The organism is Anaerorhabdus furcosa, assembly GCF_900167375.1.
In the GTDB taxonomy this organism is placed as follows: Bacteria; Bacillota_I; Bacilli_A; order Erysipelotrichales; family Erysipelotrichaceae; genus Anaerorhabdus; species Anaerorhabdus furcosa.
The window spans coordinates 86392-110359 of record NZ_FUWY01000002.1 but is presented as its reverse complement, the minus strand read 5'-3'; the positions used below and the strand labels follow the sequence as shown (position 1 = coordinate 110359).

At 32.7% G+C, this 23968-nt stretch carries 25 protein-coding genes; 10 read left to right on the top strand and 15 right to left on the bottom strand.

All coding sequences use genetic code 11. The features are described from left to right. The first annotated feature begins 2 nt into the window (after positions 1 to 2). Positions 3 to 878 (top strand): homoserine kinase, encoded by an 876-nt coding sequence (gene thrB, locus B5D14_RS03655; RefSeq protein WP_078711240.1) that lies wholly within the window; start codon positions 3 to 5, stop codon positions 876 to 878. Position 879: 1 nt separating this feature from the next. Then, positions 880 to 1314, top strand: a complete 435-nt coding sequence (locus tag B5D14_RS03650) for an ACT domain-containing protein (RefSeq protein ID WP_078711239.1) — start codon at positions 880 to 882, stop codon at positions 1312 to 1314. A gap of 47 nt (positions 1315 to 1361) precedes the next feature. Here the strand turns inward: B5D14_RS03650 and B5D14_RS03645 are convergent, their stop codons facing one another. Then, positions 1362 to 2636, bottom strand: coding sequence for an L-cysteine desulfidase family protein (locus B5D14_RS03645; protein ID WP_078711238.1), 1275 nt, complete (start codon positions 2634 to 2636; stop codon positions 1362 to 1364). A gap of 149 nt (positions 2637 to 2785) precedes the next feature. Between B5D14_RS03645 and bilQ the strand changes: the two genes are divergently transcribed. The 5 genes from bilQ (at position 2786) to B5D14_RS03620 (ending at position 6960) form a co-directional block, all read left to right on the top strand. Next, positions 2786 to 3256 (top strand): bilirubin utilization transcriptional regulator BilQ, encoded by a 471-nt coding sequence (gene bilQ, locus B5D14_RS03640; RefSeq protein WP_078711237.1) that lies wholly within the window; start codon positions 2786 to 2788, stop codon positions 3254 to 3256. Then, positions 3198 to 4304, top strand: coding sequence for a bilirubin reductase (gene bilR / locus B5D14_RS03635; RefSeq protein ID WP_078711236.1), 1107 nt, complete (start codon positions 3198 to 3200; stop codon positions 4302 to 4304). Before bilQ ends, bilR begins: the two co-directional genes overlap by 59 nt. A 3-nt stretch (positions 4305 to 4307) precedes the next feature. Next, a complete protein-coding gene (gene bilS / locus B5D14_RS03630) occupies positions 4308 to 4805 on the top strand; it encodes a flavodoxin family protein BilS (protein ID WP_078711235.1) in 498 nt (165 codons plus the stop codon). 35 nt (positions 4806 to 4840) lie between these two features. Then, positions 4841 to 6334, top strand: a complete 1494-nt coding sequence (locus B5D14_RS03625; protein WP_078711234.1) for an amidohydrolase — start codon at positions 4841 to 4843, stop codon at positions 6332 to 6334. A gap of 131 nt (positions 6335 to 6465) precedes the next feature. Next, entirely contained in the window at positions 6466 to 6960 is a 495-nt protein-coding gene (locus tag B5D14_RS03620; RefSeq protein WP_078711233.1) for a hypothetical protein, read from the top strand. On the opposite strand, the gene B5D14_RS03615 is transcribed toward B5D14_RS03620, so the two are convergent. Beyond that, positions 6961 to 7512: a chromate transporter gene (locus B5D14_RS03615; protein WP_078711232.1), complete on the bottom strand. Its 552-nt coding sequence runs from the start codon at positions 7510 to 7512 to the stop codon at positions 6961 to 6963. Further along, complete coding sequence (locus B5D14_RS03610) at positions 7512 to 8063, bottom strand: chromate transporter (RefSeq protein ID WP_078711231.1); 552 nt, start codon at positions 8061 to 8063, stop codon at positions 7512 to 7514. Before B5D14_RS03610 ends, B5D14_RS03615 begins: the two co-directional genes overlap by 1 nt. Positions 8064 to 8162: 99 nt before the next feature. On the opposite strand from B5D14_RS03610, the gene B5D14_RS12120 reads away from it, so the two are divergent. Both B5D14_RS12120 and pepD read left to right on the top strand, forming a co-directional pair. Beyond that, on the top strand, positions 8163 to 8306 hold the full coding sequence (locus B5D14_RS12120; protein WP_159443712.1) for a hypothetical protein: 144 nt from the start codon (positions 8163 to 8165) through the stop codon (positions 8304 to 8306). Positions 8307 to 8324: 18 nt separating this feature from the next. After that, positions 8325 to 9755, top strand: coding sequence for a beta-Ala-His dipeptidase (gene pepD, locus B5D14_RS03605; RefSeq protein WP_078711230.1), 1431 nt, complete (start codon positions 8325 to 8327; stop codon positions 9753 to 9755). A 28-nt stretch (positions 9756 to 9783) separates the two neighbouring features. Here the strand turns inward: pepD and zwf are convergent, their stop codons facing one another. From zwf to B5D14_RS03590, 3 genes are read right to left on the bottom strand one after another with little or no spacing between them, the layout of a single operon-like run. Beyond that, complete coding sequence (zwf, locus tag B5D14_RS03600; RefSeq protein WP_078711229.1) at positions 9784 to 11196, bottom strand: glucose-6-phosphate dehydrogenase; 1413 nt, start codon at positions 11194 to 11196, stop codon at positions 9784 to 9786. After that, positions 11180 to 12580 (bottom strand): NADP-dependent phosphogluconate dehydrogenase, encoded by a 1401-nt coding sequence (gene gndA, locus B5D14_RS03595; RefSeq protein WP_078711228.1) that lies wholly within the window; start codon positions 12578 to 12580, stop codon positions 11180 to 11182. The genes zwf and gndA overlap by 17 nt, the downstream gene beginning before the upstream one ends. After that, a complete protein-coding gene (locus tag B5D14_RS03590) occupies positions 12573 to 13532 on the bottom strand; it encodes a beta-propeller fold lactonase family protein (RefSeq protein WP_159443711.1) in 960 nt (319 codons plus the stop codon). Before B5D14_RS03590 ends, gndA begins: the two co-directional genes overlap by 8 nt. A 94-nt stretch (positions 13533 to 13626) precedes the next feature. On the opposite strand from B5D14_RS03590, the gene B5D14_RS03585 reads away from it, so the two are divergent. After that, on the top strand, positions 13627 to 14187 hold the full coding sequence (locus tag B5D14_RS03585; RefSeq protein ID WP_078711226.1) for a GNAT family N-acetyltransferase: 561 nt from the start codon (positions 13627 to 13629) through the stop codon (positions 14185 to 14187). Between the two features lie 12 nt (positions 14188 to 14199). On the opposite strand, the gene B5D14_RS03580 is transcribed toward B5D14_RS03585, so the two are convergent. The 9 genes from B5D14_RS03580 to B5D14_RS03540 form a co-directional block, all read right to left on the bottom strand. Then, on the bottom strand, positions 14200 to 15981 hold the full coding sequence (locus tag B5D14_RS03580) for an ABC transporter ATP-binding protein (protein WP_078711225.1): 1782 nt from the start codon (positions 15979 to 15981) through the stop codon (positions 14200 to 14202). A gap of 1 nt (position 15982) precedes the next feature. After that, the gene (locus B5D14_RS03575) at positions 15983 to 17713 is read right to left on the bottom strand and encodes an ABC transporter ATP-binding protein (RefSeq protein ID WP_078711224.1); all 1731 of its coding nucleotides are present in this window, start codon (positions 17711 to 17713) and stop codon (positions 15983 to 15985) included. A gap of 51 nt (positions 17714 to 17764) precedes the next feature. Then, positions 17765 to 19162: an MATE family efflux transporter gene (locus B5D14_RS03570; RefSeq protein ID WP_078711223.1), complete on the bottom strand. Its 1398-nt coding sequence runs from the start codon at positions 19160 to 19162 to the stop codon at positions 17765 to 17767. A gap of 1 nt (position 19163) precedes the next feature. After that, the gene (locus tag B5D14_RS03565; protein ID WP_078711222.1) at positions 19164 to 19601 is read right to left on the bottom strand and encodes a MarR family winged helix-turn-helix transcriptional regulator; all 438 of its coding nucleotides are present in this window, start codon (positions 19599 to 19601) and stop codon (positions 19164 to 19166) included. Positions 19602 to 19729: 128 nt separating this feature from the next. After that, positions 19730 to 20398 carry a helix-turn-helix transcriptional regulator gene (locus tag B5D14_RS03560; protein WP_078711221.1) on the bottom strand — a complete coding sequence of 223 codons (669 nt, stop codon included), beginning with the start codon at positions 20396 to 20398 and terminating at the stop codon, positions 19730 to 19732. A gap of 16 nt (positions 20399 to 20414) precedes the next feature. Next, positions 20415 to 20900 carry a PTS sugar transporter subunit IIA gene (locus B5D14_RS03555; protein WP_078711220.1) on the bottom strand — a complete coding sequence of 162 codons (486 nt, stop codon included), beginning with the start codon at positions 20898 to 20900 and terminating at the stop codon, positions 20415 to 20417. A gap of 1 nt (position 20901) precedes the next feature. Next, the gene (locus tag B5D14_RS03550) at positions 20902 to 22104 is read right to left on the bottom strand and encodes a pyridoxal phosphate-dependent aminotransferase (protein ID WP_078711219.1); all 1203 of its coding nucleotides are present in this window, start codon (positions 22102 to 22104) and stop codon (positions 20902 to 20904) included. Positions 22105 to 22168: 64 nt separating this feature from the next. Further along, entirely contained in the window at positions 22169 to 23545 is a 1377-nt protein-coding gene (locus tag B5D14_RS03545) for a PTS transporter subunit EIIC (RefSeq protein ID WP_078711218.1), read from the bottom strand. Positions 23546 to 23558: 13 nt separating this feature from the next. Next, the gene (locus tag B5D14_RS03540) at positions 23559 to 23933 is read right to left on the bottom strand and encodes a RidA family protein (protein WP_078711217.1); all 375 of its coding nucleotides are present in this window, start codon (positions 23931 to 23933) and stop codon (positions 23559 to 23561) included. Positions 23934 to 23968 lie beyond the last annotated feature (35 nt).

Sequence of the window (23968 nt, the reverse complement as noted above, 5' to 3'; positions counted from 1 at the left end):
ATATGCCTCGAGTTGTAGTTCCAGCCACAAGTGCTAATTTAGGACCTGGATTTGATGTCCTTGGGCTGTGTTTTGATTTATCCAATACATTTACCTATTCGATTGAATCCGATTTCCAATGCACTGGTTTTAGCTCAGAATATGACATGGATCATAACTTAGTCATCAAAAGTTATAAAACTATATTTGCACTTTTAAGCCAAGATCCCATTCCTATTCACTTGCATGCACAGTGTGAAATTCCTATTTCGAGAGGATTAGGTTCAAGCTCATCTTGTATTATTGCAGGTTGCGTTATTGCGAACGAGGTTTTAAATCATCCTTTTACAAAAGAAGAAATCGCAAAATTTGCAACAACCATCGAAGGACATCCAGATAATGTTATACCTTGTTTATTTGGCGGATTAGTTGCATCCAAATTCAATGATAATCATCTTTTCACTGTATCATATCCAATCTCTACAAAATTACATTTCTTAGTTCTTATTCCTGATTTCGAACTCGAAACAGCAACTGCACGTGAAATCTTAAAACCAGAAATATCAAGAATAGATGCAATCTCTAATATACAAAATACCTTATTATTGCTAGAAGGTTTAAGAACTGGAAATGAAGCATTAATTCATGAAGGTATCAATGATACAATTCATGTCCCTTATCGCAAGACTTTAATAGAAGATTATGATATTCTAAAACATATTGTTTATAAGCACGGCGGTATTGGATTTACAATTAGTGGAGCTGGTCCAACATGCCTTGCAATATTTACAAATGAAATTCCAATTGATGACATTAACATTGAACTTGTAACATGCGCACATCATTGGAAGATTATGGAAATGTTTATCAATATGAATGGTACAAGAATCGAGGTCTAACATGGAAAAATATTTAATTGTAAATTCAAAAGTATTACCTGACTATTTTGAGAAAGTTCTAGAGATTAGAATGTTTGTAGAAGCTAATCCTTCGATTGGCATTAGAGAAGCATGCAAAAAAATGGGTATTTCACGAAGTACTTATTATAAGTATAAAGATCATGTCTTTAATTTAAGTAACAATATGTTTGGAAGAAAAGCTGAACTGCATCTTTTATTAAGTCATCAACAAGGTGTTTTATCTGAAGTTCTAAAGACAATCAGCGACAATGCTTGCAGTATCTTGTCAATCAACCAATCAATTCCATTAAATGATGTTGCTTCTTTATCCCTTCTTATTGATATTTCTAATATCACAACGCAAATCGATAATTTAGTAAAGTCACTTGCGGATGTTAAGGGTGTAAAGAAGTCAAAATTAATATCTCTTGAATAGAAAAAAATCCTCATCGGATTTTTTTATTTTATTAAGTTTCGGATAGACTAATTTTCTTTGCTTTTTGTCATAATATCTAAAATTAAGTTGTCTGTTTGCTTCATACCTTCTTGTCCTAAAGTTCCAACAACTTGAATTGTATGCTCAACACAATCTTGAACAATTCCACATGACTCTTCAAATACACGCAAATTCTTAGCCATTTCATATCCTAACATTGCAGAGAAAAGTGCAGTTGATATTTTACTTGCACATGATTCTTTTGCACCATCACATATAATTCCACTAGCTGTAGCTAAACCATTGGTTACAAGGTTTTCAATTACACCAAAATTATCATGATTCAAATAGGCTATCCCTGCAAAACTAGCAACCGCTGCACAAACTACACCACAATATGCAGAAAGACGACCAATTCCTGTTTTTAAATGAATTGTAACTAAATTCGATACAACTAAAGCACGATATAATTCTTCATCTGAATATTTTTGTTCACGAGCATACACAATAACCGGAACAGAGGTCGTAATCCCTTGATTACCACTACCCGAATTAGTCATAACTGGAAGTTGACACCCACTCATTCTTGCATCACTCGCTGCTGCAGCCATACCAATACAAGATGAATATTTCCCAGGAATGTTCTCAATAATTGTTTTACCCACACATGCACCATAGCCTTGAGCAATTCCTTCATTCGCAATCAACATGTTGTTCTTGATTTGTTTAATAATCAAATCTTGAATTCTTGATAAATCACATGTAGCAGCAAATTCAACAATATCTTTTAAATTCAAACATGTACGATCTGTCAATGCTGAATTAAAGTTTTCTAAATCACAAGGTTTTTCAAAAATAATCTCATCATTCTTTATAATCTTAGTAATGTTTGTATGAGTATGCATCAAATATACATCCACATAGTCATCATCACATTCCATATGGATATGAATGCTCAGATTAGGCTCATCTTTTAAGCACACAACTTCAACAAGGTTTGTATTTGATGCTTCCTGTATTCGTACCTTTTGATCATCACTTACAATCGAGATAACTTCTAACTCTTTATCTCCATCCCCCGCAATCCATCCTGCATTGACTGCAGTAATGATTCCTCTACTATTGTTTGTATTGGGTATTGTTACACTCTTTACATTTTTAACAACATTAGCACTGCAATACGCAATAATCTTTTTTGGATCTTTGCCTAAATATTTTCTTGCAATAGCACTTACATAAGCTAAAGCAATTGGTTCTGTACAACCAGTAGCTAGCACTAATTCTTCATTTAAAATTGTGTAATACTTACTAAAATCTGTCATAATATCACCTTTTTCCTCCTTAATGATACCATTTACACTCTTACTATACAATCTTTGAAAATCGATTCTACATTTTTTTGTATAATGAAATTTTGACAAAATATAAAACTAGGAATATACTTGATTTAGTCAAGTATAGGAGAAGAAATATGGAAAAGACGTTAGCTTATTATGTAACCGTATTAAGAAAAGATTTCAAAGAATATTGCAGTTCTGAACTACAGAAATTGGGATTAACTCAAGGACTATTCTTTTTTATTCTTTATATCGGTAAACACCCAAACTGTTCACCTTCAGAATTGAGTGAACGGTTACACATGGATGCAGGTCATACGAATCGGACATTAACTAAACTTGAAAATAGTGGCTTTGTTTTACAAGATGTTAACCCTGATGATCGCAGAGCCCATATACTCAAGTTAACCAAACAAGGTGAAGAAGCTTTTAAGATAGGACATAATCTATTTTCCGCATGGGATAATCACATCTTAAAGGATTTTTCAAAAAAAGAAAAACAAGATTTTTTGCAAACATTGGATTCATTATTGAAAGAAGGCGACCATTACGTACAACCAAATATGCAACCCCTTAACCATAGGAAATGTAACATTAAAAAATAGAATTATATTTGCACCAACAACGCTAGGTCTAAAAAAAGAAGAGTACTTTAAAAAAATACAAGAAATTGCTCGAGGTGGAAGTGCAATGATTATTATCGGAGATGTTCCTGTATCTAAAAAAGGCCACTTATCACTTCATCAAAAAGCAGGATTTAACTATTACAAAGAATTAGCTGACCTAGTACACAAAGAGAATTGCTTACTTAGTGCTCAGTTACATAAATCAGATAGTAATTTTAAAGGAATGATTAAATATATTCCTGGAATACTGACAAAGAAAATTACACCAAATGATTTAAGAAAGTTATTAAATGATCAAGTAAAGGTATTAATTAATGAACTTCCCACTTCAAAAGTAAAAGAAATTACTTCCTCATTCGGCGATGCCGCAAAACTAGCAGTAAAAGCAGGATTTGATATGATTCAAATTCATGGTGATCGCATGTGTGGTAGTTTCTCATCCACAGTTTTTAATCAAAGAACTGATGAATATGGTGGAAGCATTGAAAATCGAGCAAGATTCGCCATTGAATCAATCGAGGCAGTTCATGAAGCAGTACCAACAGTTCCAATCGATTATAAACTAGCTATTAGACAAGAAAATCCTCATTACGGCAATGCTGGCGTACTGCTTGAAGAGTGTTCTACCTTTGTACCACTATTAGAGAAGGCAGGTGTTACAAGTTTTCATATAGCACTTGCAAATCATAGTGAATTAAGTGATTGTATTCCACCCTATAATCATCCATATTTCAATCAAGAAGGATGTTTTCTACCTTATGTTGATGAAGTCCGCAAATATACCAAATTACCTTGTGCTGCCGTTGGTGGCTTAGTACATCCTGAATTCATCGAGAAGAGCATAAGTGAGGATCGCTTTGAACTTGCTGCAATGAGCAGACAATTAATCGCAGATCCAAACTGGGTGAACAAAGTCATTAACAATCAAGCTGATCAAATTCATACTTGTGTTCGCTGTAATAAAAAATGCTTAGGTGGCATGCAGGAGCACAAAGGTGTTCACTGCATTTATGAAAAGGAGAATTAGAAAATGAAATATTCTATCATTTATTCAAGTAAAACTGGAAATACCGAACAATTAGCAAACCATCTTAAAGAAATTTTACCTCAAGATGATTGCATCTATTATGGCAAACCCAATGTCATCGCAAAAGATGCAGATCTTCTATTCATTGGTACATGGATCGACAAAGGAACATGTTCAGAAGAAATCCAACTATTTCTTAAAGATATCGAAGACAAAAAGATTTTCCTATTTGGGACTTGTGGGTTTGGTGAAAGTGAACAATATTTTTTAGATTTAAGTGAGAGGATTCAAAAAAATATAAATCCTTCATGTTCTGTTCTTGGATCTTTTATTTGCCAAGGTAAAATGCCAATGATTGTCCGCGAACGATACAGTACAATGTTTGCCAACGATCCAGAAAAAGCAAAAAATCTCATTGATAACTTTGATCGAGCACTATCTCATCCTGACGCAAATGACTTAATCAACCTAGAAAAAACAATCTTAAATTGCATTGAATAAGTTCCATTTTAAAAATAAAAGCGTAAAATAAAGTTATGAAAACAACAATAATTAACGCAAAAATATATACCGCTAACAAAGACATGCCAATAGCCAAAAGCATGTCTTTTGAACACGATAAAATCATTGCGATATCAAAAAACAATTTAGAAGGCGATCAACTTATTGATGCTAAAGGAAAATTTGTTTGTCCCTCGTTTTTTGATATCCATATGCATCCACTTTGGATTGCCGAGAATCTCAATAAATTCGCATGCTTACCCCCGCTTATTTATTCTATCGAAGATTGTCTAGCCGAAATAAAAAGAAGAACTTCTAATGATTGGATTCTTGGTTGGGGATTTGACGAAGGAAAAATAAAAGAACATCGACTTTGTAGTAAAGATGATCTAGATCGCGCATGTACAACAAAACCTGTAGTCATTGAAAGAACATGCAATCACATTTGTATGTGCAACACAAAAGCATTGCAAGTCTTAGGATTTGATCCAACTCATCATGATGGCATATTAAAAGAAACTGATAAATTTGAAGCATTCAAGAAGATTCCAAGTCTTTCTATTGAAGAAATTCAAATCAATTTGAAGAAACTTAGTGAAGATTGCATATCAAAAGGAATTACGACAATCTCCGAAATGCTAGGTACACCTGAATCTCTTCAAATTTATGATTCATTTAACGGCGCAGTTAAACAAACTATATTATTTTCTTATGACTATCAATCAATAAAACAGCTTGATCACCTGCCCAAGCCAACACAACCCCACATAAAATTACAAGGGATTAAAATACTTGCTGATGGAAGTATTAGTGGCCAAACAGCTTGGTGTAGTATTCCTTATAAAAATAGCCAAAATGTCGGATTATGTACCATAAATGATAGTGACATAAAAAACGCATATGATTTGGCAAGAAAAAATCATCTTCAACTTATTGCACATGCTATGGGAGATGAAGCAATTCGAACGATTTTAAAGCACAAAAATGATGATTGGTTGGATATTCCTTCTGTACGTTTAGAACATTATACAATCACAAACAAAGAATTATTAGAACTTACATCGAAGAACCATGTTGCTATTGTTTCTCAACCTATCTTTATGTATGCAGAGATAGAAAGTTATCTAAAAAACTTAGGTGATGAATTCAAAGCTTATTGTTATCCATATAAATCAATATTAAATCATCAAATTCCACTTGCTTTTTCTAGTGATGCACCTGCTACTTCTTGGTCTGATGCATATAATCCATTCATAGGAATTGCATCTAGTTGCAATAGAAAGAGCTATAATGATATCGAAACTGGAGTTCAAGAAAAAATATCTATTCAAGAAGCAATTGATTGCTATACAATCAATGCAGCAAACATTGTTGGATTACTTGATCAAGGCTCACTCACTATAGGAAAAAAGGCAAATTTTGTCATTCTAAATCAAGATTTACTCGATTTAAACATAACAATTGAAAGTACCAAAGTTGTCGAAACATACCTAAATGGAATATCAGTTTATAAATCAAAATCTCTTTAGTTTAGACACCCATAACCCTCCCGCATGCATTTAACCTTAATTTGTGCTATAATAAGAATATAAACCGAGTAGCTAATTCAGGCGTAAGTCCAGTTATTTAGCTACTCGTTCTATTTACAAGGAGGGTTATTATGTATAAAGTTGGAGAGAAAGTGCTTTATAAACATGAAGTATGTACCGTAAATGAGATTAAGAAAAACTCACTCAGTAAGGAACCTTACTATATCTTAGTACCTATCTTTAGTGGTGGTTGCCAAACCAAAATCCAAGTCCCTGCATCAAACAAAGCAGGTAATGTAAGAGATCTTCTTACTATAAAAGAAGTTGATGAATTGTTTGCAGCTATTCCATCAATTCCTTTATGTGATTCAAAAGATCCAATGATTAAAAAGGAATATGAAATTTTGCTTAAATCTTATAAAGCTGAAGATCTTGTTTGTATCATTAAAACAACTTATTTAAAAAATAAAGATCGTATTGATAACAATAAAAAAATCAGCTCCGTTGATGATTCATATTTCCACGAAGCTGAACGTATTTTATATAGCCAATTAGCTGTAGTTCTAGATAAAAGTATTGATGAAGCACGTGCTTACCTTATTAACCAATTAGGTATTGATCATTAATTACAATTGAAATAATACACCAAGAATCCCTGTAGCCACAATCACGAGTATCGGATGTGGCTTTTTCCATTGGTAAAGAGCATATAACACCACAAATACACCTACATGAATCCACTCTATTCCCGCAAAAGATAAGGTAAATCCATCTTTGAAGAAAGTAGTAATGAATATACTGGAACATGCAACAACAATCAACGCAACGACTGCAGGTCTTAATCCATAAAATAATCCCTGTACAATTTTGCTTTCTTTAAACTTCGTAAGCATTTTTGCAATGATACAAATCACAATAATACTAGGCGCAACCAAACTTAAAGTTGTAATGATTCCACCAACGATACCCACTAAATGAGTTCCTACATAAGTTGCCATATTCACACCCATAGCTCCTGGTGTTGATTCTGATATTGCAATCATCGTTGTTAATGTTTCTATAGAAAACCAGCCATATTTGTAAGACATTTCATAAAGGAATGGAATCGTTGCTAATCCACCACCTATTGCAAATAATCCTGTTTTAAAGAATTCTATAATCAATTGAAGAAGTAACATTATTCATCTACCTCCTCAAGTTTTTTAATATTCGAAAAAATTAAACCACATACCCCTGCAAGAATAATTACCCAAACAGTTGCGGTTCTAAATATAAAGGCAATAGTAAGTGATAAGCAAAAAATAAAAATACCTACTTTATCTTTTACACTACCTTTCCAAAGTTTGAGAATTGATGTAACCATTAAAATACAAACACCAATACTAATTCCACTTAATGCATGTTTTACTACTGGTAAATCTTGGAATGTTGGAAGTAAAGTAGCAATAATTGTAATAATTACAATTGAAGGTGATACAACACCTAAAGTAGCTACTATTCCACCTAATATTCCTTTTTGATAATACCCGATAAATGTAGCAGTATTAACTGCAATAATACCTGGTGTACATTGCCCTATTGCATAATAATCTAATACTTCATCTTGTGTTGCCCAATGATGTTTTTCTATAATTTCTTTTTCAATTAATGGTAACATTGCATAACCACCACCAAATGTAAAGAGTCCGATTTTAAACCATGTGCAAAATAAATCTACATATATTTTCATTTTATTCCCCCATTTTTACTAAATCATTATACCCCTTGGTTTAATTAATTGTAAGACACTTTGAAATAATCTATAATTATTATAGAAAGAAGGTTTACTATGGATATCGTATTTCAATCAGTTGTTATGGGATGTTTAGTAATACTAGCAACATCCTCTATTGTATTTCCAATTTTATTTTTAGTTCAAAGAGGAAAATACAATAAAGCAAAACTCGCTATTCTAGCAAACAATAATAAATAGAATACATAGGAGGACAAAATGGCTATTCTAGACGCTACAAAAAGTTATCAAAAAATCTTTGAAGAAATAACAAAGATACCTCATGGATCTGGTGAAGAAAAACAAATTAGTGATTATCTAGTAAGTATTGCAAAAGAAAACAATTTAAAAGTAATTCAAGATAATGTAAACAACGTCATTATTTTTAAAGATGCGAGTATAGGTTATGAAAATCATGATGCAGTTATCTTACAAGCACATATCGACATGGTAAATGAAAAAAATGGTGATAGCCATCATGATTTTTCTAAAGATCCATTGGATTTAGTAGTCGAAGATGGTTTCCTTAAAGCAAAAGGAACTACTCTTGGTGCTGATGATGGTGCAGGAGTTGCGTATATAGTTTCTGTCCTTTTAGATAGTAATTTAAAGCATCCACCACTTATCGGATTATTTACAGTAAATGAAGAGGCAACAATGGAAGGTGCTTTCAATGTTGACATGAATTTGATTAACGCAAAAAAATTAATTAACATTGATGGTGAAGAAGAGGATTCTTCCATCACTGGCAGTGCTGGAGGAATGGATATTACAATATCTCATCCAATCACCCACACCAAAGAAAATAAAAATGGCTATAGTTTAAAAGTTCGTGGTTTGCTTGGTGGTCATTCAGGTGCCGAAATTAACAAGGAGCGCGGAAATTCAAACAAGATTATCGCACGTATACTACATGTCTTATCAAAAGAGAGCCCTATCCAATTATCCACATTAAAAGGTGGTTTAAAAATCAACGCTATTCCTCGTGAAGCCGATGCAACATTCATTATGGACAATGATGCAAAGTGCCAAGAAATCGTCAACCAATGTATAACTGAAATTAAAAAAGAATTAGAATTTACAGATAGTGGTCTAACCATTACACTTGAAACTACAACCATTGAATCGATTGTAGATGCAGAAACTAGTCAATCAATCATTGATTATTTATATCTTGTTCCAACAGGATTAAGACATAAATCAGATCACTTACAAGGTCTTACTACCTCATCTGAAAATCTAGGTATTGTTGATTTAACTGAAACTACTTTTGAATTTGGATTATCAGTTCGTGGTGCCTTGGATTCATATGTTCAAGATTTGGCAGATGAAATTCAAACACTCGCAAAGGTATTTGGGTATAACGCTATCACTGAAAACTGGTATCCTGCTTGGGATTATATGGACAATAGTCCAATGAGAGACACTATGGCCAAAGTATACAAAGAAGTTCACAATGGTAAAGATATTCAAATGTATGCTGTCCATGGCGGTTTAGAATGTGGTATCTTCAAAGAAAAATGTCCTGATCTTGATATTGTTGCAATTGGACCAAATATCTACGATGTGCACACTCCAGATGAAAAGTTAGATTTAGCCTCATTTGATAGAACATATACATTCTTATGTAAATATTTAGAAAATTTATAAAAAATAAAAAAGCATCCTAGATGCTTTTTTACATTTTACATATGAGTTGTGATTGCGCCCAAACATGAGATTCATCATTCAAGATTTGATCAACTTCTCTTGGACCTGTACTATTTTGTTCATATTCATATATAGGTAGTTCTTGTTTTTTGTATTCTTCTTTTAGCTCATCAATGTATTTCCAGCTAAGATAAATTTGACCCCATTCTGAAAACCACGATTGATCACCTTGCATACATTGAAGCAACAATCTTTCATAGGCTTCTGGTGTATTAATTCGATTTCTTGCGATACAGCTTTGACAAAAGTCCATTTCAGTTTGTATAACTTTCTCACTATCACCAGGTTCTTTCATATTAAACTTCAAACTAATACCTTCTAAGGGTTGAATTTTAATCGTTAGTACATTTGCTTGTACATCTGGATTAACTTTTTTAAATGTTATAATAACATTCATTTCTCTACTACCCGTTTTTTTACCTGTTTTAATGTAGAATGGAACTTCTTTCCAACGACGATTATCAATGAATAATTTTAGCGCAGCATAAGTTTCAGTATTTGAATCCGAAGCTACATTTAATTCATTCTTATATCCTTCATATTGACCTAACACAAGTGAGTCTTCAATAACCAAGCTACCAACTGATCGAAGTGATTTTAACACCTCAACTTGCCGATCACTTATGGATATATCAGCAGTTGGTTTCTCCATTGCAACAAGCGTTAATATTTGCATTAAATGATTTTGAACCATATCTTTTAATGCACCTGCATGATCATAATAATTACCACGCGTTTCAACACCAACTTCTTCTAACGCTTGAATCTGCACATTTTCTATTCCTTCATAATTCCAATTGTTTGCGAAAATTGGATTATCAAAACGAATCGTTTCAATGTTTCTAATCATTTCTTTTCCTAAATAATGATCAATTCGATAAATGTTTTCTTTACCAAAACTCTTCTCAAGTTTTTCACTAAGTTGATTTGCTTGTTCAAGTGAATCACCAAATGGTTTTTCAATAATTATCCTTCCATGACAACACTCTTGAATGCTCATAACACCATCTGTAATTACCTCAAAATATTCTGGTGCTACTGCGTAATAGAAAATGGGGTTTGTAATCTCTTTTTGTTTAAAGTATTTCGCTAATGCTTCATACTCATCTAATTCAGTGAAATTCATTTTATAATAGAAGACTTTATTTGAAAATTCCAAAAATGTTTTCTCATCATATTTAATTCTTGAATATTGTTTAATCCATTCATGAATAATATGATGATATTCCTCTTGTGTGTATTCTCTTCTACCTATCGCAATAATCTTGTCATTTCCTAATTTACTTGTACCAAATAAGTTGTACAGTGCTGGCATTAGTTTTCTATATGCTAAATCTCCTGTACCACCAAAAATAACAATGCCACTATTTTTCCCATTCATGATGATTAATTCCTTCTTGGTCGATGCGTTCAAATGTATGAGCACCAAAGAAATCTCTTTGGGCTTGTATCAAATTTGCACCAACACTTCTACTTCTTAATTGATCAAGATACGTCATTGCGCTTGTAAGTACAGGGGATGGTACACCTCCTCGAATTGCTAAAGAGGAAACAACTCTTAGTGATTGAATATTACGTCTCACTATTTTAATTATTTCTTCATCCAACAACAAGTTCTCTAAATCTTGATTATCTTCATAACTTTTCATAATCACTTGTAATAAATCTGCTTGAATAATACATCCTGCTCTAAAAATGGATGCAATTTTTCCTAAATCTAAATTCCAATCATATCGTTTGGATGCATCTTTCATTAGCGCAAAACCTTGTGCATAGGCAACAATTTTTCCTAAATAATATGCTTTTCTTACTTCCTCTTGAAATACATATGGATTTACTTCCTTTGTCATTGGTTCATCAAACAAACTTCCATAAGCTTCTTTTAATTCAGTAAAGTTCGATGTTACTCGTGCTAAGACTGCAGCCCCAATTAATGAAGTATTTTGATCTTGTTCAAGTGTTTCCATACTAGTCCATTTTCCTGTTCCTTTTTGACTAGCTCGATCCACAATAAAATCAAGTAACTCAAGTCCTGTAATTTCATCTTTTTCTCGAAGTATCTTTGCTGTAATTTCTACCAAATAACTTTTAAGAGCTGTTTGATTCCAAGACTCAAAAACAAGTGCCATTTCTGAATTAGTAAAATGGCCTACTTTTTTAAGCAACAAATAACTTTCCGCTAGTAGTTGCATATCTGCATATTCAATGCCATTATGAACCATTTTAACATAGTGTCCTGCACCGTTTGGGCCAATGTATGTACAACAAGGTTCTCCATCTTTCTTTGCTGCTATCGCATTTAAAAATGGCAATACTTCTTCAACTACTTCTCGATTGCCTCCTGGCATAATACTCGGTCCATTTCTTGCACCTTTTTCACCACCTGAAATACCAATACCCAAATAGTTAATCTTCTTATCTTTCATATATCCATGACGACGTATCGTATCTTTAAAATAAGAATTACCACCATCCATTACAATATCGCCTTCCTCAAGCATCCCCATGAGTTGTACACAAGTTTCATCAATTGCCTCACCTGCTTTAATCATCAGTAATACTTTTCTTGGCTTTTCTAATGAATCTATAAAGTCATTTAAATTTTCAAATCCTTGAAAATTCTCATATCCTTCTTCCATCATTTCTTCCGTTACATGATAGGTACGATTAAACCCAGCCACTTTAAATCCACGATTCATAAAGTTAATTGATATATTTTTACCCATCGTACTTAATCCAAGTACGCCAATTTGATTTTTAGTCATTCAAATCACCCTCCATCGCTATTGATACACCTTCTGGTAATTTTACTTTCGAACTTACTACACCTATTCTACCTTCATTCAATCGATACGATAACAACTCATTACTAAAACGATTTAACACCAATAGATATCGATCATTTGCTACATCTAAGATATCTCTTGGATGATTTCCTCCAGCTGATTCATATTGAATAATCTTCGGTATTTCTGCACCAATATCAATAACAGTAATCAAATCTACACCTCTTGTTGAAGCATATAATTTTCTTCCATTTCTACTTATCCTCAAAGCAGCACTTCCTTCTTTATGTGTTTCATAATTAGGCAATATTGATAATTGTTGAACTTGATGGAAATGATTGTTTGCATAATCAAAAGTAAATAATTCATTACTTAGTTCAGTTAAAATATAAAGTCGCGTATCATCCGTAGAGATAACACCATGCCTTGGTCCTGATCCCTTTGGCAACATAATCTCATTGATAAGATTTAAATCCTCATCAAAGATGAATACTTTGTCCATGAATAAACAAGGAACCAAAATCATATCTTTAAAGAAAATGACTTGATGACATCCCGCCTTTCTTTGTACTGTATATTTTTTAATAAATGTGAGTTTCTCATTTTCATAATGTAATTTTGATATCGTTCCTTCATGATAATTTGCGGTATAAATTGTATTTCCTTTTACAGCAATATGAGCCGATGTCACTTTTTCAAAAATCAAAGATGCAAGTGTAATTCCATCCTTACCAATAACCATAACTCCTGAACCATTTTCATCGTCATACAAGCTATACAAAAGATCATTTACAAATACCAAATACTTTGAATTCTTTATTTTTTTAAATAGAATTGGCTCTTCTAAATGCCCATTATTTTCATCCAATCCTATTTTGTATATTCCTTCACTTAAATCTGAAGTGTATGTTCCTACATAACCAGTAATCATATACATTCCTCCTTAAGTTTAGTGTATCATATTTCTAACACTTTACATGTGATAATGCACCGTGGTAGGATTTAGCATATTGGGAGAATATCATATGAAACTTTTACTCGACCACGGTTGCAAAATACTATCCACCCCTCGTTGCATTTGTAGACCTATAAAGGAAGATGATATCCACGATTTATTTCGATACATTAACCACAATAAAAATGTATTACAATACTTTCTAGCTCCTTACTTTGAGCATATTGAAGACTATTCCATTGATTCTTTGATTCAACGATCTAAGGATGGAATATTAATTTGGGTGATTGAAGTTAATTCAGAAGCAATCGGGTTCATCATTGAACAAACACGTGATGAATCAGCTCGCTCTATCGAATTAGGTTATGCTATTGGTGAGCCTTATTGGAATCAAGGATACATCAGCGAAGTAATGCAACACATCTGTACATATCTCTTTAATGAGTGTAATTTCCACAAAATAAGTTTAAGTGCACTAATTGATAATCTTGCTTCCATTCGTGTTATGGAAAAACTTGGTTTTATGAAAGAAGGTATATGCAGAGATGAAGTGTTTTACCATGAAAGATTTCATGATGTAGTTTATTACTATAAAATTAATCCAAGCGAAACAAAAGGTGATTCAAATTGAATCACCTTTACTTTATCCATTATTCTCTGCAAATTGACTATTATAAAGTTTAGCATACAAACCGTTGGCAGCTAGTAAACTTTCATGAGTTCCAGTTTCTTTGATATCACCACTTTGCATATAGATAATCATATCAGCATCACGAATTGTAGATAATCGGTGGGCAATAACAAATGAAGTTCTACCCTTCATTAGTGTTGCCATTGCATCTTGTATCAACACTTCAGTTCGTGTATCAATACTTGATGTCGCCTCATCTAATATCATGATTGGTGCATCTGACAAGATAGCACGAGCTATTGTTAGTAGTTGTCTTTCACCTTGTGCAATATTGGTCGCTCCTTCTTGAAGCACCATATCATAACCACCTGGTAACATACGAATGAACTCATCAGCATGGGCTGCTTTTGCAGCATTTATAACTTCTTCATCTGTCGCATTTAGTTTGCCATAGCGAATGTTTTCTCTAATTGTTCCTGTAAACAACCATGTATCTTGAAGTACCATACCAAAGATTTCTCTTAATTCTGCTCGTTTCATCTTTCGAACATCAACACCATTCATTCTGATTGATCCATCATTTATATCATAGAATCGAAGTAATAAATTGATTAATGTTGTTTTACCTGCTCCTGTAGGGCCAACAATCGCTACCTTACTTCCTGGCTCTACATGCAATGACACATCATGCATAAGTGTTTGATATGGTAAGTAACCAAATTTCACATGTTCAAAGTCAACTGTTCCATCCACAACTTCAGGGAACTCACTTGGATTTGCTTCAGCTATTTCTTCTTTCTCATCTAAGAATTCAAATATACGTGCTGCAGCTGCAGCTGTTGATTGCAAGACATTTGATATTTGAACAGTTTGATTAATCGGTTGAGAAAATTGACGTAAGTATTGAATAAATGATTGAATCATACCTACTGTCATCTTACCAGAAATAACTAAAATTCCACTGACAACCGCAACACCAACATAACCTAAGTTTGTCATTGCTTGGGTAATTGGCATTAGTGTACTCGACAAAAATTGTGACTTCCATCCGCTTTGATACAATTCATGATTAGTAACTTCAAAATCTTGAATCACATCTTCTTCCTTACTGAATGCACTAATTACATTATGTCCTGTATACATTTCTTCAACATAACCATTTATATCACCAAGTGTGTCTTGTTGTTCTTTAAAGAAACGTTGTGCTTTTTGTGCTATCTTCATTGATATCACCAAAGCCATTGGCACTGTAATAACACCGATTAATGTTAAAACAGGGCTAATCGCAAGCATCATAATCAAAATAAATATTAATGATGTTACAGAGGTAACAATTTGATCTAGACTTTGTTGAAGACTATTTGAAATTGTATCCACATCATTTGTAATTCTACTTAAAATATCACCATACGTATTTGTATCAAAATAATTAAGAGGTAACTTCTTTAGTTTATCATCTACTCTATTACGAATATCATAGATTGTTTTTTGTGATACTCTAACCATAATGTGTGTACTAAAATATTTAAACACTGAGTACAATGCATAACAGATACTCAATACAATTAAAATTGTAATAAAGTTTTTTATTCCTACACTAGAGGGTTCTCCACCTACTACTAAATGTATCATTGCATCGGTTGCTTTACCTAAAATAAATGGTGCAAAACTGTTAAACATTGATGCTAAAACAATGAATATGATTGAAACAATTAATCCTTTGCGATATGGTTTCATGAACGCAAACAAACGTCCGAAAATAACTTTGAAATCTAATGTTTTACTTTTTTTCATCTTATGCTTCCTCCTTACTTAATTGAGAGTACACAATTTCTTTGTATACATCACATGTTTTAAGAAGGTCTTCATGCTTACCCATACCTACACATTGACCATTTTCCATAACTAAAATACGATTGGCATGCATGATTGTACTAACACGTTGTGCTACTAAAATTACTGTAGCCTCTTTTGCTTCTTTCATTAATGCACTGCGTAGTGCAGCGTCTGTTTTAAAATCCAGAGCAGAAAAACTATCATCAAAGATATAGACTTCCGGTTTTCTAACAATTGCACGCGCGATAGCTAGTCTTTGTTTTTGACCGCCTGAAACATTCGAACCACCTTGTGCTATTGGCGCTTCAAATCCACCTTCCTTTGCAGTAACAAAGTCATAAGATTGTGCTATACGAATTGCTTCTTCTATGCGATCTTCAGATGCATTTTCATCTCCAAATTGAATATTATCTGATATTGTTCCTTTAAATAAAAATGCCTTTTGTGGAACATATCCTATTTTCTTTCTTAAATCTTCTATTTTATAATTCTTAATATTAATTCCATCTAATAAAATCTCTCCACTGAGTACATCATAGAATCTTGGAATTAAATTAATCAAAACTGATTTACCACATCCCGTACTTCCAATAATTGCAGTAATTTCTCCTGGATTGGATGTAAAACTAATATTTTTAATGACAGGATGATCAGCACCTTCAAATCCGAAGACAACGTCTTTGAACTCTAATACACCTTTTTCTTGTGGAATAGAAGCAGGGATTGCAGGTTCTTGAATTGCTTCTACTGTATCCATTACTTCATTGATTCTAGCGGCTGATACTGCAGCTCTTGGATACATTACAAAAATCATAGATAGCAACATAACTGACATCATGATTTGCATCACATATTGAATTACCGCAATCACATCACCAATCATAATTCCATTAATGGTTGTGACGATTTGATAACCACCAAAAGCCAGCAACGCAACTGTTGTTGCATAAAGAACTAAAGAAAGAACAGGTGTCATAGCCCCCATAAGGGTATTCATTTTAATTGAATTCTTCATGAAATCTGCATTCACTTCTTTGAATCTCTCTGTTTCATAATCTTCTGTACCAAATGCTCTAGCAACTCGAATTCCTGTTAATTTTTCACGTGTTACTAAGTTTATCTTATCAATTTTTTCTTGCATCTTCTTTGATAGTGGTGTTGCAAATTTACCAATAAGTAAAACAACAACAATCATCACCGGCATTGAAATTAATAGAATCATTGACATAGTTGCACTCTTGCTTAATGCCATGATAATACCACCAACAAACATAAATGGTGCCATTAGGCTAACACGTAACAACATATTAATAAAGTTTTGTACTTGAATAATATCATTGTTCGTTCTTGTTATTAGTGAAGATGTTGAAAATTGATCAAATTCTGTTTGAGAAAAATATTGAATTTTTCTAAACACATTGCTTCGCATATTTTTACCTAGACCCATAGAAACTTTAGAAGAAAAATATCCCGTTGCAATGTTACATACTGCACCAATCAATACAAAAATTAGCATTGTCCCACCGATAGAAATAATTCCAAGAACATCCTTATTCGGTATTGATTCATTAATGATTGTTGATAAATAATTAGGTAAAGCTAGACTTGCAATTACATTACCAATAACTGTAATTACAATGAAGATTATCCCAATTTTAAAATGCCCTAATTCTTTAAATACTTTGGTCATATGTGAGTCTCCTTCTAAATTTATTGTAGTCAACTCCCCTATATTTTACTATTAAAACGATTTTTCAAGTTCTGGTAATACTTCCTCTTCTTCCCCTAATTCTCTTAATGCTTTCTTAAACTGTGTTACAAAAATTATAATAGTACATGTTACCGCAATGATATCAGCAACTGGTTCCGCAAAATATACCGCCATTGTTTGATTTTGGAGAAAGATATTAGGCAATATATAAATTAGTGGAATAAGTAATAGTATCTTCCTTAGGATGGCAATAAATACTGAAGCCTTTACATTTCCTATTGCAATCAAAGTCATTTGACATGAAATTTGAACTGAGAAGATAACTGAAACCGCCATATAAATACGCATAGCTGTTTTTGTGAAATCAATTAATTGTTGATCCGGTGTAAACATACCTGCAAATAACTGTGGGGCAACCATGATTGCTACCCATAAAATTGCTGAATAAATAAAACTAGCAAATAATAATTTTTTAAATACTTCTTTTACACGCTGCTTATTCTTTGCTCCATAGTTATAACTTGTAATTGGTTGAGCACCTTGTGATATCCCTTGAAGAGGTAGCATCGAGAATTGCATAACACTTGTTAGAATTGTCATAGCTCCAACTGCAATATCACCTCCATATGTCAACAATGATGAATTGAAACATACCGCAATAATACTTTCTGTTGATTGCATAATAAATGGAGACATTCCCAATGCAATACATGGTAATACAAGTGATGGTTGAAGTTTCATATCTTTTATATTTATTTTTAATATTGTCTTCTTACCCATTAAGAACCACACAACCCATAAAGCTGAAATTGCTTGCGATATAATTGTCGCTAGTGCTGCTCCCTCTACTCCCATATTAAAGCCAAAAATTAAAATTGGGTCTAATATAATATTGGTTATTGCACCAATTAATACAGTAAGCATACTTGTTTTTGCAAACCCTTGTGCTGTAATAAACGCATTCATTCCTAGTGCAATTTGTACAAATATTGTGCCAAGAGTGTAAATACTCATGTACTCCATAGCATATTGAATTGTGTTACTACTTGCACCAAACATCAACAACAAATCTTCTTGAAAGAAAAATAAGGTACCTGTAATAATCACCGCGATAATAATCAACATCGTGAAGCAATTTGACATGATTTTTTGCGCAGTTTTATGATCGTGACGACCCATAAAAATAGATGCCCGTGGCGCTCCTCCCATACTCACTAAAGCTGCAAATGCTGAGATTAACATGATAATTGGCATACATACACCAACACCAGTTAGTGCTAAACTACCTATATCTGCAATATGTCCAATATAAATTCGATCCACAATATTGTATAGCATGTTGATTAGTTGAGCTGTTATTGCTGGTAATGCTAATTTAAATAGTAATTTGCCAACGGGTTCCTTCCCTAAAAATTCACTGTTCTCCATTTTATCTGACTCTCCCTATTCCACTCATAATGTTATTTATCATTCTCGATATAAATTCCCCAAATAATTCTTCTTCTTCTTTTGTGAACCCACTCATTAGATTCTCAGAAAATTGTCGTTGCATTTTCTTGATATCTTTTATAATTGGAGTTGCTTTTGCTTTGATTATTAGATGAATTTTTCTTCGATCATCTTTGTCTTCTTTTCTTTCAATTAAACCTTTTTGAATTAGTTGTTCCACCATTCCAGATACATTTGATTTAGTAAACATACGAATCTCTACAATATCACTCGCTGTATCATGCTCTGGATGATTAGCAAGAAACGCTAAAATATCAAGTTCCATTTGTACTAGCTGATGTTTCTTACAAACATCTTTACAAAAACTTTCATAAAACTTCAAAAAATATCGATCTACTAATAATAAGTTGCTATCCATACTCCCTCCAAATTAGTTCTATTTTGAACTATTCGCATATGAACTATTTTACACTTCTACAATAAATTGTCAACTAAAGAAAAAAAACATGCATTTCGCATGTCTCTTGGTTTACTACGTATTTGAAATTAGTTAGATTCTTTTTTATTTCTTATATGCATATAGACAGTATTCTTCGATATATCAAGTAATTCAGCAACTTTTATAACTGCATCTTTTATATTAAAAATACCATAATCATCTAATGTATAAACAATAACCTTATTTTTATTGGAAACAGCAATTGTTGAATCCGCATAAACTTTTTCTTTTATACTTTCAAGTGTTGATTCAATTAATTCATTTGAGTTATCAACGAAATTCTCTTTAGATGTTTGTTGACGAACCAATTGGCCTTGAGGAATTAGCGTATCAATAATATCAATCATTGGTGTATTTAAATACAAATTCATACAAACAAGTCCGATGATGCGATTTTGTTCCCCTCTTATTGCAATCGTTGTTGATTTAAGAGGTTCCCCTTTTTTATTAGTACTGAAATAAGTTATATAATCTTCCTCACAAACAGCAATTTTATCAAGCATATCCAATGCTAAATCGGTAATTGGTGCTCCAACACTTCTTCCAGTATGTTCTCCATTAATAATATTAATTACTGAATGCTCATAGTTTTCTAGACTATGTAATACAATTTCATAGCCACACCCTAAATAACATGCTAATCCATTAATCATATTGGAATATGAGTTTAGAATTTCTCTATCGATAATTGTCAATTCAACTGCTTGTTTAGCCATTTCAATTCCCTCATATCTATACTTTTAAAGTATACTTTCCTATTACTGTTTTACCACAAACTGCATCAATATCAAAATTTATATCTAGACTTTGTATTTTATCCATATTGGTAATAATACAAGGTGTCGTTAAATCATAACCCCTTGATTCAAAATAAGCTCGATCAACTTTTACTAATGTTGAACCTTTTTTCACTTTAGTTCCTACTGTGACATAGGATTCAAATCCATTACCTTTTTCATTAACTGTATCAAATCCAATGTGAATTAATACTTCAATACCATCTTGAGTACGGATACCAATTGCATGATTTGTTGGAAACACTACAATTACTTCTCCAGTTACTGGGGAAACAACATAATCTGACTTAAGTTTTATTGCGAACCCATCTCCCAACATTTTTTGAGAAAACATTGGATCATCAATACTTTCAAGTTGAACAACGTTCCCATCACTTGGTGCAACAATTTCACAATTGTCTTTCTTCATAAAATTAAACATCTTATTTCTCCTGTATTTTTATTAATGCATCTTTGATTCTTCGAAGTGCAGCAACCACTTTATCATTGTCTTTGTAAACACCCAATACAATTCTTAAATGACCCTCTCCACCAAGCCCATAGTTCTTTCCATCATTAACTGAAACCTTGGCTTCTTTGACAAGGTAATCTACAATGTCTGAAGATTTTCCTAACTTTGACACATCTACCCAACACAAAAATCCTGATTCTGGCATTTTCATTGATACATTGGGTATTGAATTTAATATTTCATATGCTTTTTTTCTTCTATAATCAAATGCATCTTCAAATTCCTTCATAAACGAAGGATCTTCTAAAGCAACAATCATAGCTTCTTGGCAAACTGTATTCGTAGCTCCTAGTACTGATACTGCATTTGCAAACATTGAATCCATAATTTTATCTGAGCAAACTAGATAGCCTACTCTTAAACCACTTAGACCCATTCCTTTTGAAAAAGAGAATACGGTGATTGTTCTTTCAAACATCCCTGGTAAGCTAGCAGGTGTAACAAATTCATTTTCATAACAGAAATCTTCAAATGCTTGGTCACATACTAATATTAAATCATACTTGATAACAATTCTAGAAAGAATATCTAATGATTTTCTATTAAATACGGTAGTTGTTGGATTATTTGGATGAGTGATAATTATCATTTTTGTTTTCGGGGTAATTAGCGTTTCAAAATCTTTTTCGATAAATTGATAATCATTTTCAACCTTTAATGCTAACGGTACTACTTTTCCACCCATGATTTCTATATTCAAGTAATTATTAGGATAACTTGGTGAAGGGATGATAACTTCATCTCCATCTTCAATAAAAGGTAAAATCGAGAAATATAACCCTGAATCAGATCCTGGTGTAATCAAGATATTTCTTAACGGATCAACTTTTAAATTATTGCATTTTAATAACTTCTCTGCAATTTTTTCTTTTAATTTTTGATTACCAATTGGTGCAGTATAATGCGGAGCAATCGGTGTTTTTATTGCATGAATGAGTGCTTCTTCAACATGCTTTGGCATTGAATAATCTGGCATGAACGGATCTGCCCAGCCCATTAGTGCTACTCCCTGCTTTTCCATTTCTTGATACGAATTTCCAACATCTGCTTTTTCTACAGAAGAAAACAAACCACCTTCAGCATTTTTAAATGCATTTATCATTTTTTCTTTCATATTCACCTCATCAAAAGATGGGTTGCTAATGGCAACCCAATTATTAATTCTATTTTAATATAAATTACATGTTTTCATCAAATCCAAATACAACTGTTAAGATGGCAGCTACGATGAACGCAATTGCGAATGCAGCCATAACCAACCAAACATTCGATGGATTATCACCAATAAACATTGCAAAGTTAAGGAATGATGGACCACCCATTGCAAATGCTTTTAGCATGAAGAATGATGCAAATCCTCCACCACATGCTCCACCAATTGCAGCGGCTAAGAATGGTTTCTTGAATTTAAAGTTAATACCATAAATTGCTGGCTCTGTAACTCCTGTAACTGCTGCAATTGTTGCAGATGCAGCAATAGTTTTTGTTTTTGGATTCTTTGATTTTAACCATACACCAAATGCAGCTCCTGCTTGTGCCATATTAGCAGAACCACTTGTAGGAGAAATATAGTTAAATCCTTGAGCAGTAATTCCTTGTACTAAAACTGGAACCATACCATGATGAATTCCAAGAACAACCATTGAAGAATAAATACCACCATAAATGATACCTGCAAAAACGCCACCTTTATCAAATATAATTGTAACAACATTTGCAAGTTGTAATCCAACCCATGTTGCAACTGGTCCAATTGTGATTAGGGCAATTGGTGTTGCAATAAGCATTGTTAAACATGGAACTAAAATAATTTTTAATGCACCTGGAATAATTTTATCTACTAGTTTTTCAACATATGATGCAAACCAAATTGCAAACACCATTGGTAATACTGAAGAAGCATAATTAACTACAGTAAATGGAATCATCAAGAATGAAAATGATGTCGTTCCCTCAGCAATAAGTCCAGCCCAACTAGATGACATCATTGCTGCACAGATTGTTAATGCAACAAATTGATTCATTTTAAATTGTTTTGCTGCTGATACAGCTAGTAAGAATGGTAAGAATGTAAAGATACCACTTGCAATTGTATTAATTACAAAATATGTATTTCCACTATTATCTAGTCCACATACAACGGCAATTGTTAAGATTGCCTTAACAAGACCAGCACCAGCTAAAGCAGGTACAATCGGATTGAATATACCAGCGATTGTTTCAAAGAATTTCGTTAATAGATTTCCTTTTTTATTTTTCAAATCAGATTTTACATCATCTAGGTTTTCATCAACAGCATCTTCCTCTGTTAAACCTGTGATTTCAATAAATTCTCTATAAACATTAGATACCTCTGGTCCAATAACAATTTGAGTCTGAGATCCATTGTTAACAATTCCCATGACACCATCAATTTTTTTGATTTTCTCTTCATCAACAACTGATTTGTCTCTCAATGTTAATCTTAGTCTTGTTAAACAATGTGTTGCACTTGCGATATTTTTAACCCCACCAACTTGATTTAAAATATCATTTACTAATTGTTCATGTTTCATAATTTTATCCCCCTTATTTATGAGCAATTATTTCAACTTCACACAATGCACCTTTTGGTATTCCTAATACCGCAAAACATGATCTTGCAGGTGTTTTGGTAAAGTAGTTACCATATACTTCATTAAATGCTGCAAAATCATCAAGTGTAGATAGAAAACACGTTGTTTTGATTACATCATCTAAAGTGAACCCACTTTCCTTTAGTATACTGTTTAAATTTTCCATTACTTGTGTTGCTTGTTCTTGTATTGTCTTAGCTTCAATCACTCCACTTTGAGGATGAATTGGTAATTGACCAGAAGTATATAAGAATCCATCTACCTTTATTGCTTGTGCATATGGTCCAATTGCTTCTGGAGCATTTTTAGTATTTACTATTTCTTTCATTTCTCTCCCTGCCTTTTCAATGAAATATTTTTTAC

What these genes read in the sequence shown, in the direction of transcription:
- B5D14_RS03585 (WP_078711226.1), top strand. Translation starts at nt 13,627, where the DNA reads ATGAAACTTTTACTCGACCACGGTTGCAAAATACTATCCACCCCTCGT.
- B5D14_RS03575 (WP_078711224.1), bottom strand. Translation starts at nt 17,713, where the DNA reads ATGACCAAAGTATTTAAAGAATTAGGGCATTTTAAAATTGGGATAATC.
- B5D14_RS03625 (WP_078711234.1), top strand. Translation starts at nt 4,841, where the DNA reads ATGAAAACAACAATAATTAACGCAAAAATATATACCGCTAACAAAGAC.
- B5D14_RS03565 (WP_078711222.1), bottom strand. Translation starts at nt 19,601, where the DNA reads ATGGATAGCAACTTATTATTAGTAGATCGATATTTTTTGAAGTTTTAT.
- B5D14_RS03580 (WP_078711225.1), bottom strand. Translation starts at nt 15,981, where the DNA reads ATGAAAAAAAGTAAAACATTAGATTTCAAAGTTATTTTCGGACGTTTG.
- B5D14_RS03650 (WP_078711239.1), top strand. Translation starts at nt 880, where the DNA reads ATGGAAAAATATTTAATTGTAAATTCAAAAGTATTACCTGACTATTTT.
- B5D14_RS03610 (WP_078711231.1), bottom strand. Translation starts at nt 8,063, where the DNA reads ATGAAAATATATGTAGATTTATTTTGCACATGGTTTAAAATCGGACTC.
- B5D14_RS03620 (WP_078711233.1), top strand. Translation starts at nt 6,466, where the DNA reads ATGTATAAAGTTGGAGAGAAAGTGCTTTATAAACATGAAGTATGTACC.
- B5D14_RS03560 (WP_078711221.1), bottom strand. Translation starts at nt 20,398, where the DNA reads ATGGCTAAACAAGCAGTTGAATTGACAATTATCGATAGAGAAATTCTA.
- bilS (WP_078711235.1), top strand. Translation starts at nt 4,308, where the DNA reads ATGAAATATTCTATCATTTATTCAAGTAAAACTGGAAATACCGAACAA.
- B5D14_RS03540 (WP_078711217.1), bottom strand. Translation starts at nt 23,933, where the DNA reads ATGAAAGAAATAGTAAATACTAAAAATGCTCCAGAAGCAATTGGACCA.
- gndA (WP_078711228.1), bottom strand. Translation starts at nt 12,580, where the DNA reads ATGACTAAAAATCAAATTGGCGTACTTGGATTAAGTACGATGGGTAAA.
- B5D14_RS03555 (WP_078711220.1), bottom strand. Translation starts at nt 20,900, where the DNA reads ATGTTTAATTTTATGAAGAAAGACAATTGTGAAATTGTTGCACCAAGT.
- B5D14_RS03550 (WP_078711219.1), bottom strand. Translation starts at nt 22,104, where the DNA reads ATGAAAGAAAAAATGATAAATGCATTTAAAAATGCTGAAGGTGGTTTG.
- B5D14_RS03545 (WP_078711218.1), bottom strand. Translation starts at nt 23,545, where the DNA reads ATGAAACATGAACAATTAGTAAATGATATTTTAAATCAAGTTGGTGGG.
- B5D14_RS03615 (WP_078711232.1), bottom strand. Translation starts at nt 7,512, where the DNA reads ATGTTACTTCTTCAATTGATTATAGAATTCTTTAAAACAGGATTATTT.
- B5D14_RS03645 (WP_078711238.1), bottom strand. Translation starts at nt 2,636, where the DNA reads ATGACAGATTTTAGTAAGTATTACACAATTTTAAATGAAGAATTAGTG.
- pepD (WP_078711230.1), top strand. Translation starts at nt 8,325, where the DNA reads ATGGCTATTCTAGACGCTACAAAAAGTTATCAAAAAATCTTTGAAGAA.
- B5D14_RS12120 (WP_159443712.1), top strand. Translation starts at nt 8,163, where the DNA reads ATGGATATCGTATTTCAATCAGTTGTTATGGGATGTTTAGTAATACTA.
- B5D14_RS03590 (WP_159443711.1), bottom strand. Translation starts at nt 13,532, where the DNA reads ATGATTACTGGTTATGTAGGAACATACACTTCAGATTTAAGTGAAGGA.
- zwf (WP_078711229.1), bottom strand. Translation starts at nt 11,196, where the DNA reads ATGAATGGGAAAAATAGTGGCATTGTTATTTTTGGTGGTACAGGAGAT.
- B5D14_RS03570 (WP_078711223.1), bottom strand. Translation starts at nt 19,162, where the DNA reads ATGGAGAACAGTGAATTTTTAGGGAAGGAACCCGTTGGCAAATTACTA.
- thrB (WP_078711240.1), top strand. Translation starts at nt 3, where the DNA reads ATGCCTCGAGTTGTAGTTCCAGCCACAAGTGCTAATTTAGGACCTGGA.
- bilQ (WP_078711237.1), top strand. Translation starts at nt 2,786, where the DNA reads ATGGAAAAGACGTTAGCTTATTATGTAACCGTATTAAGAAAAGATTTC.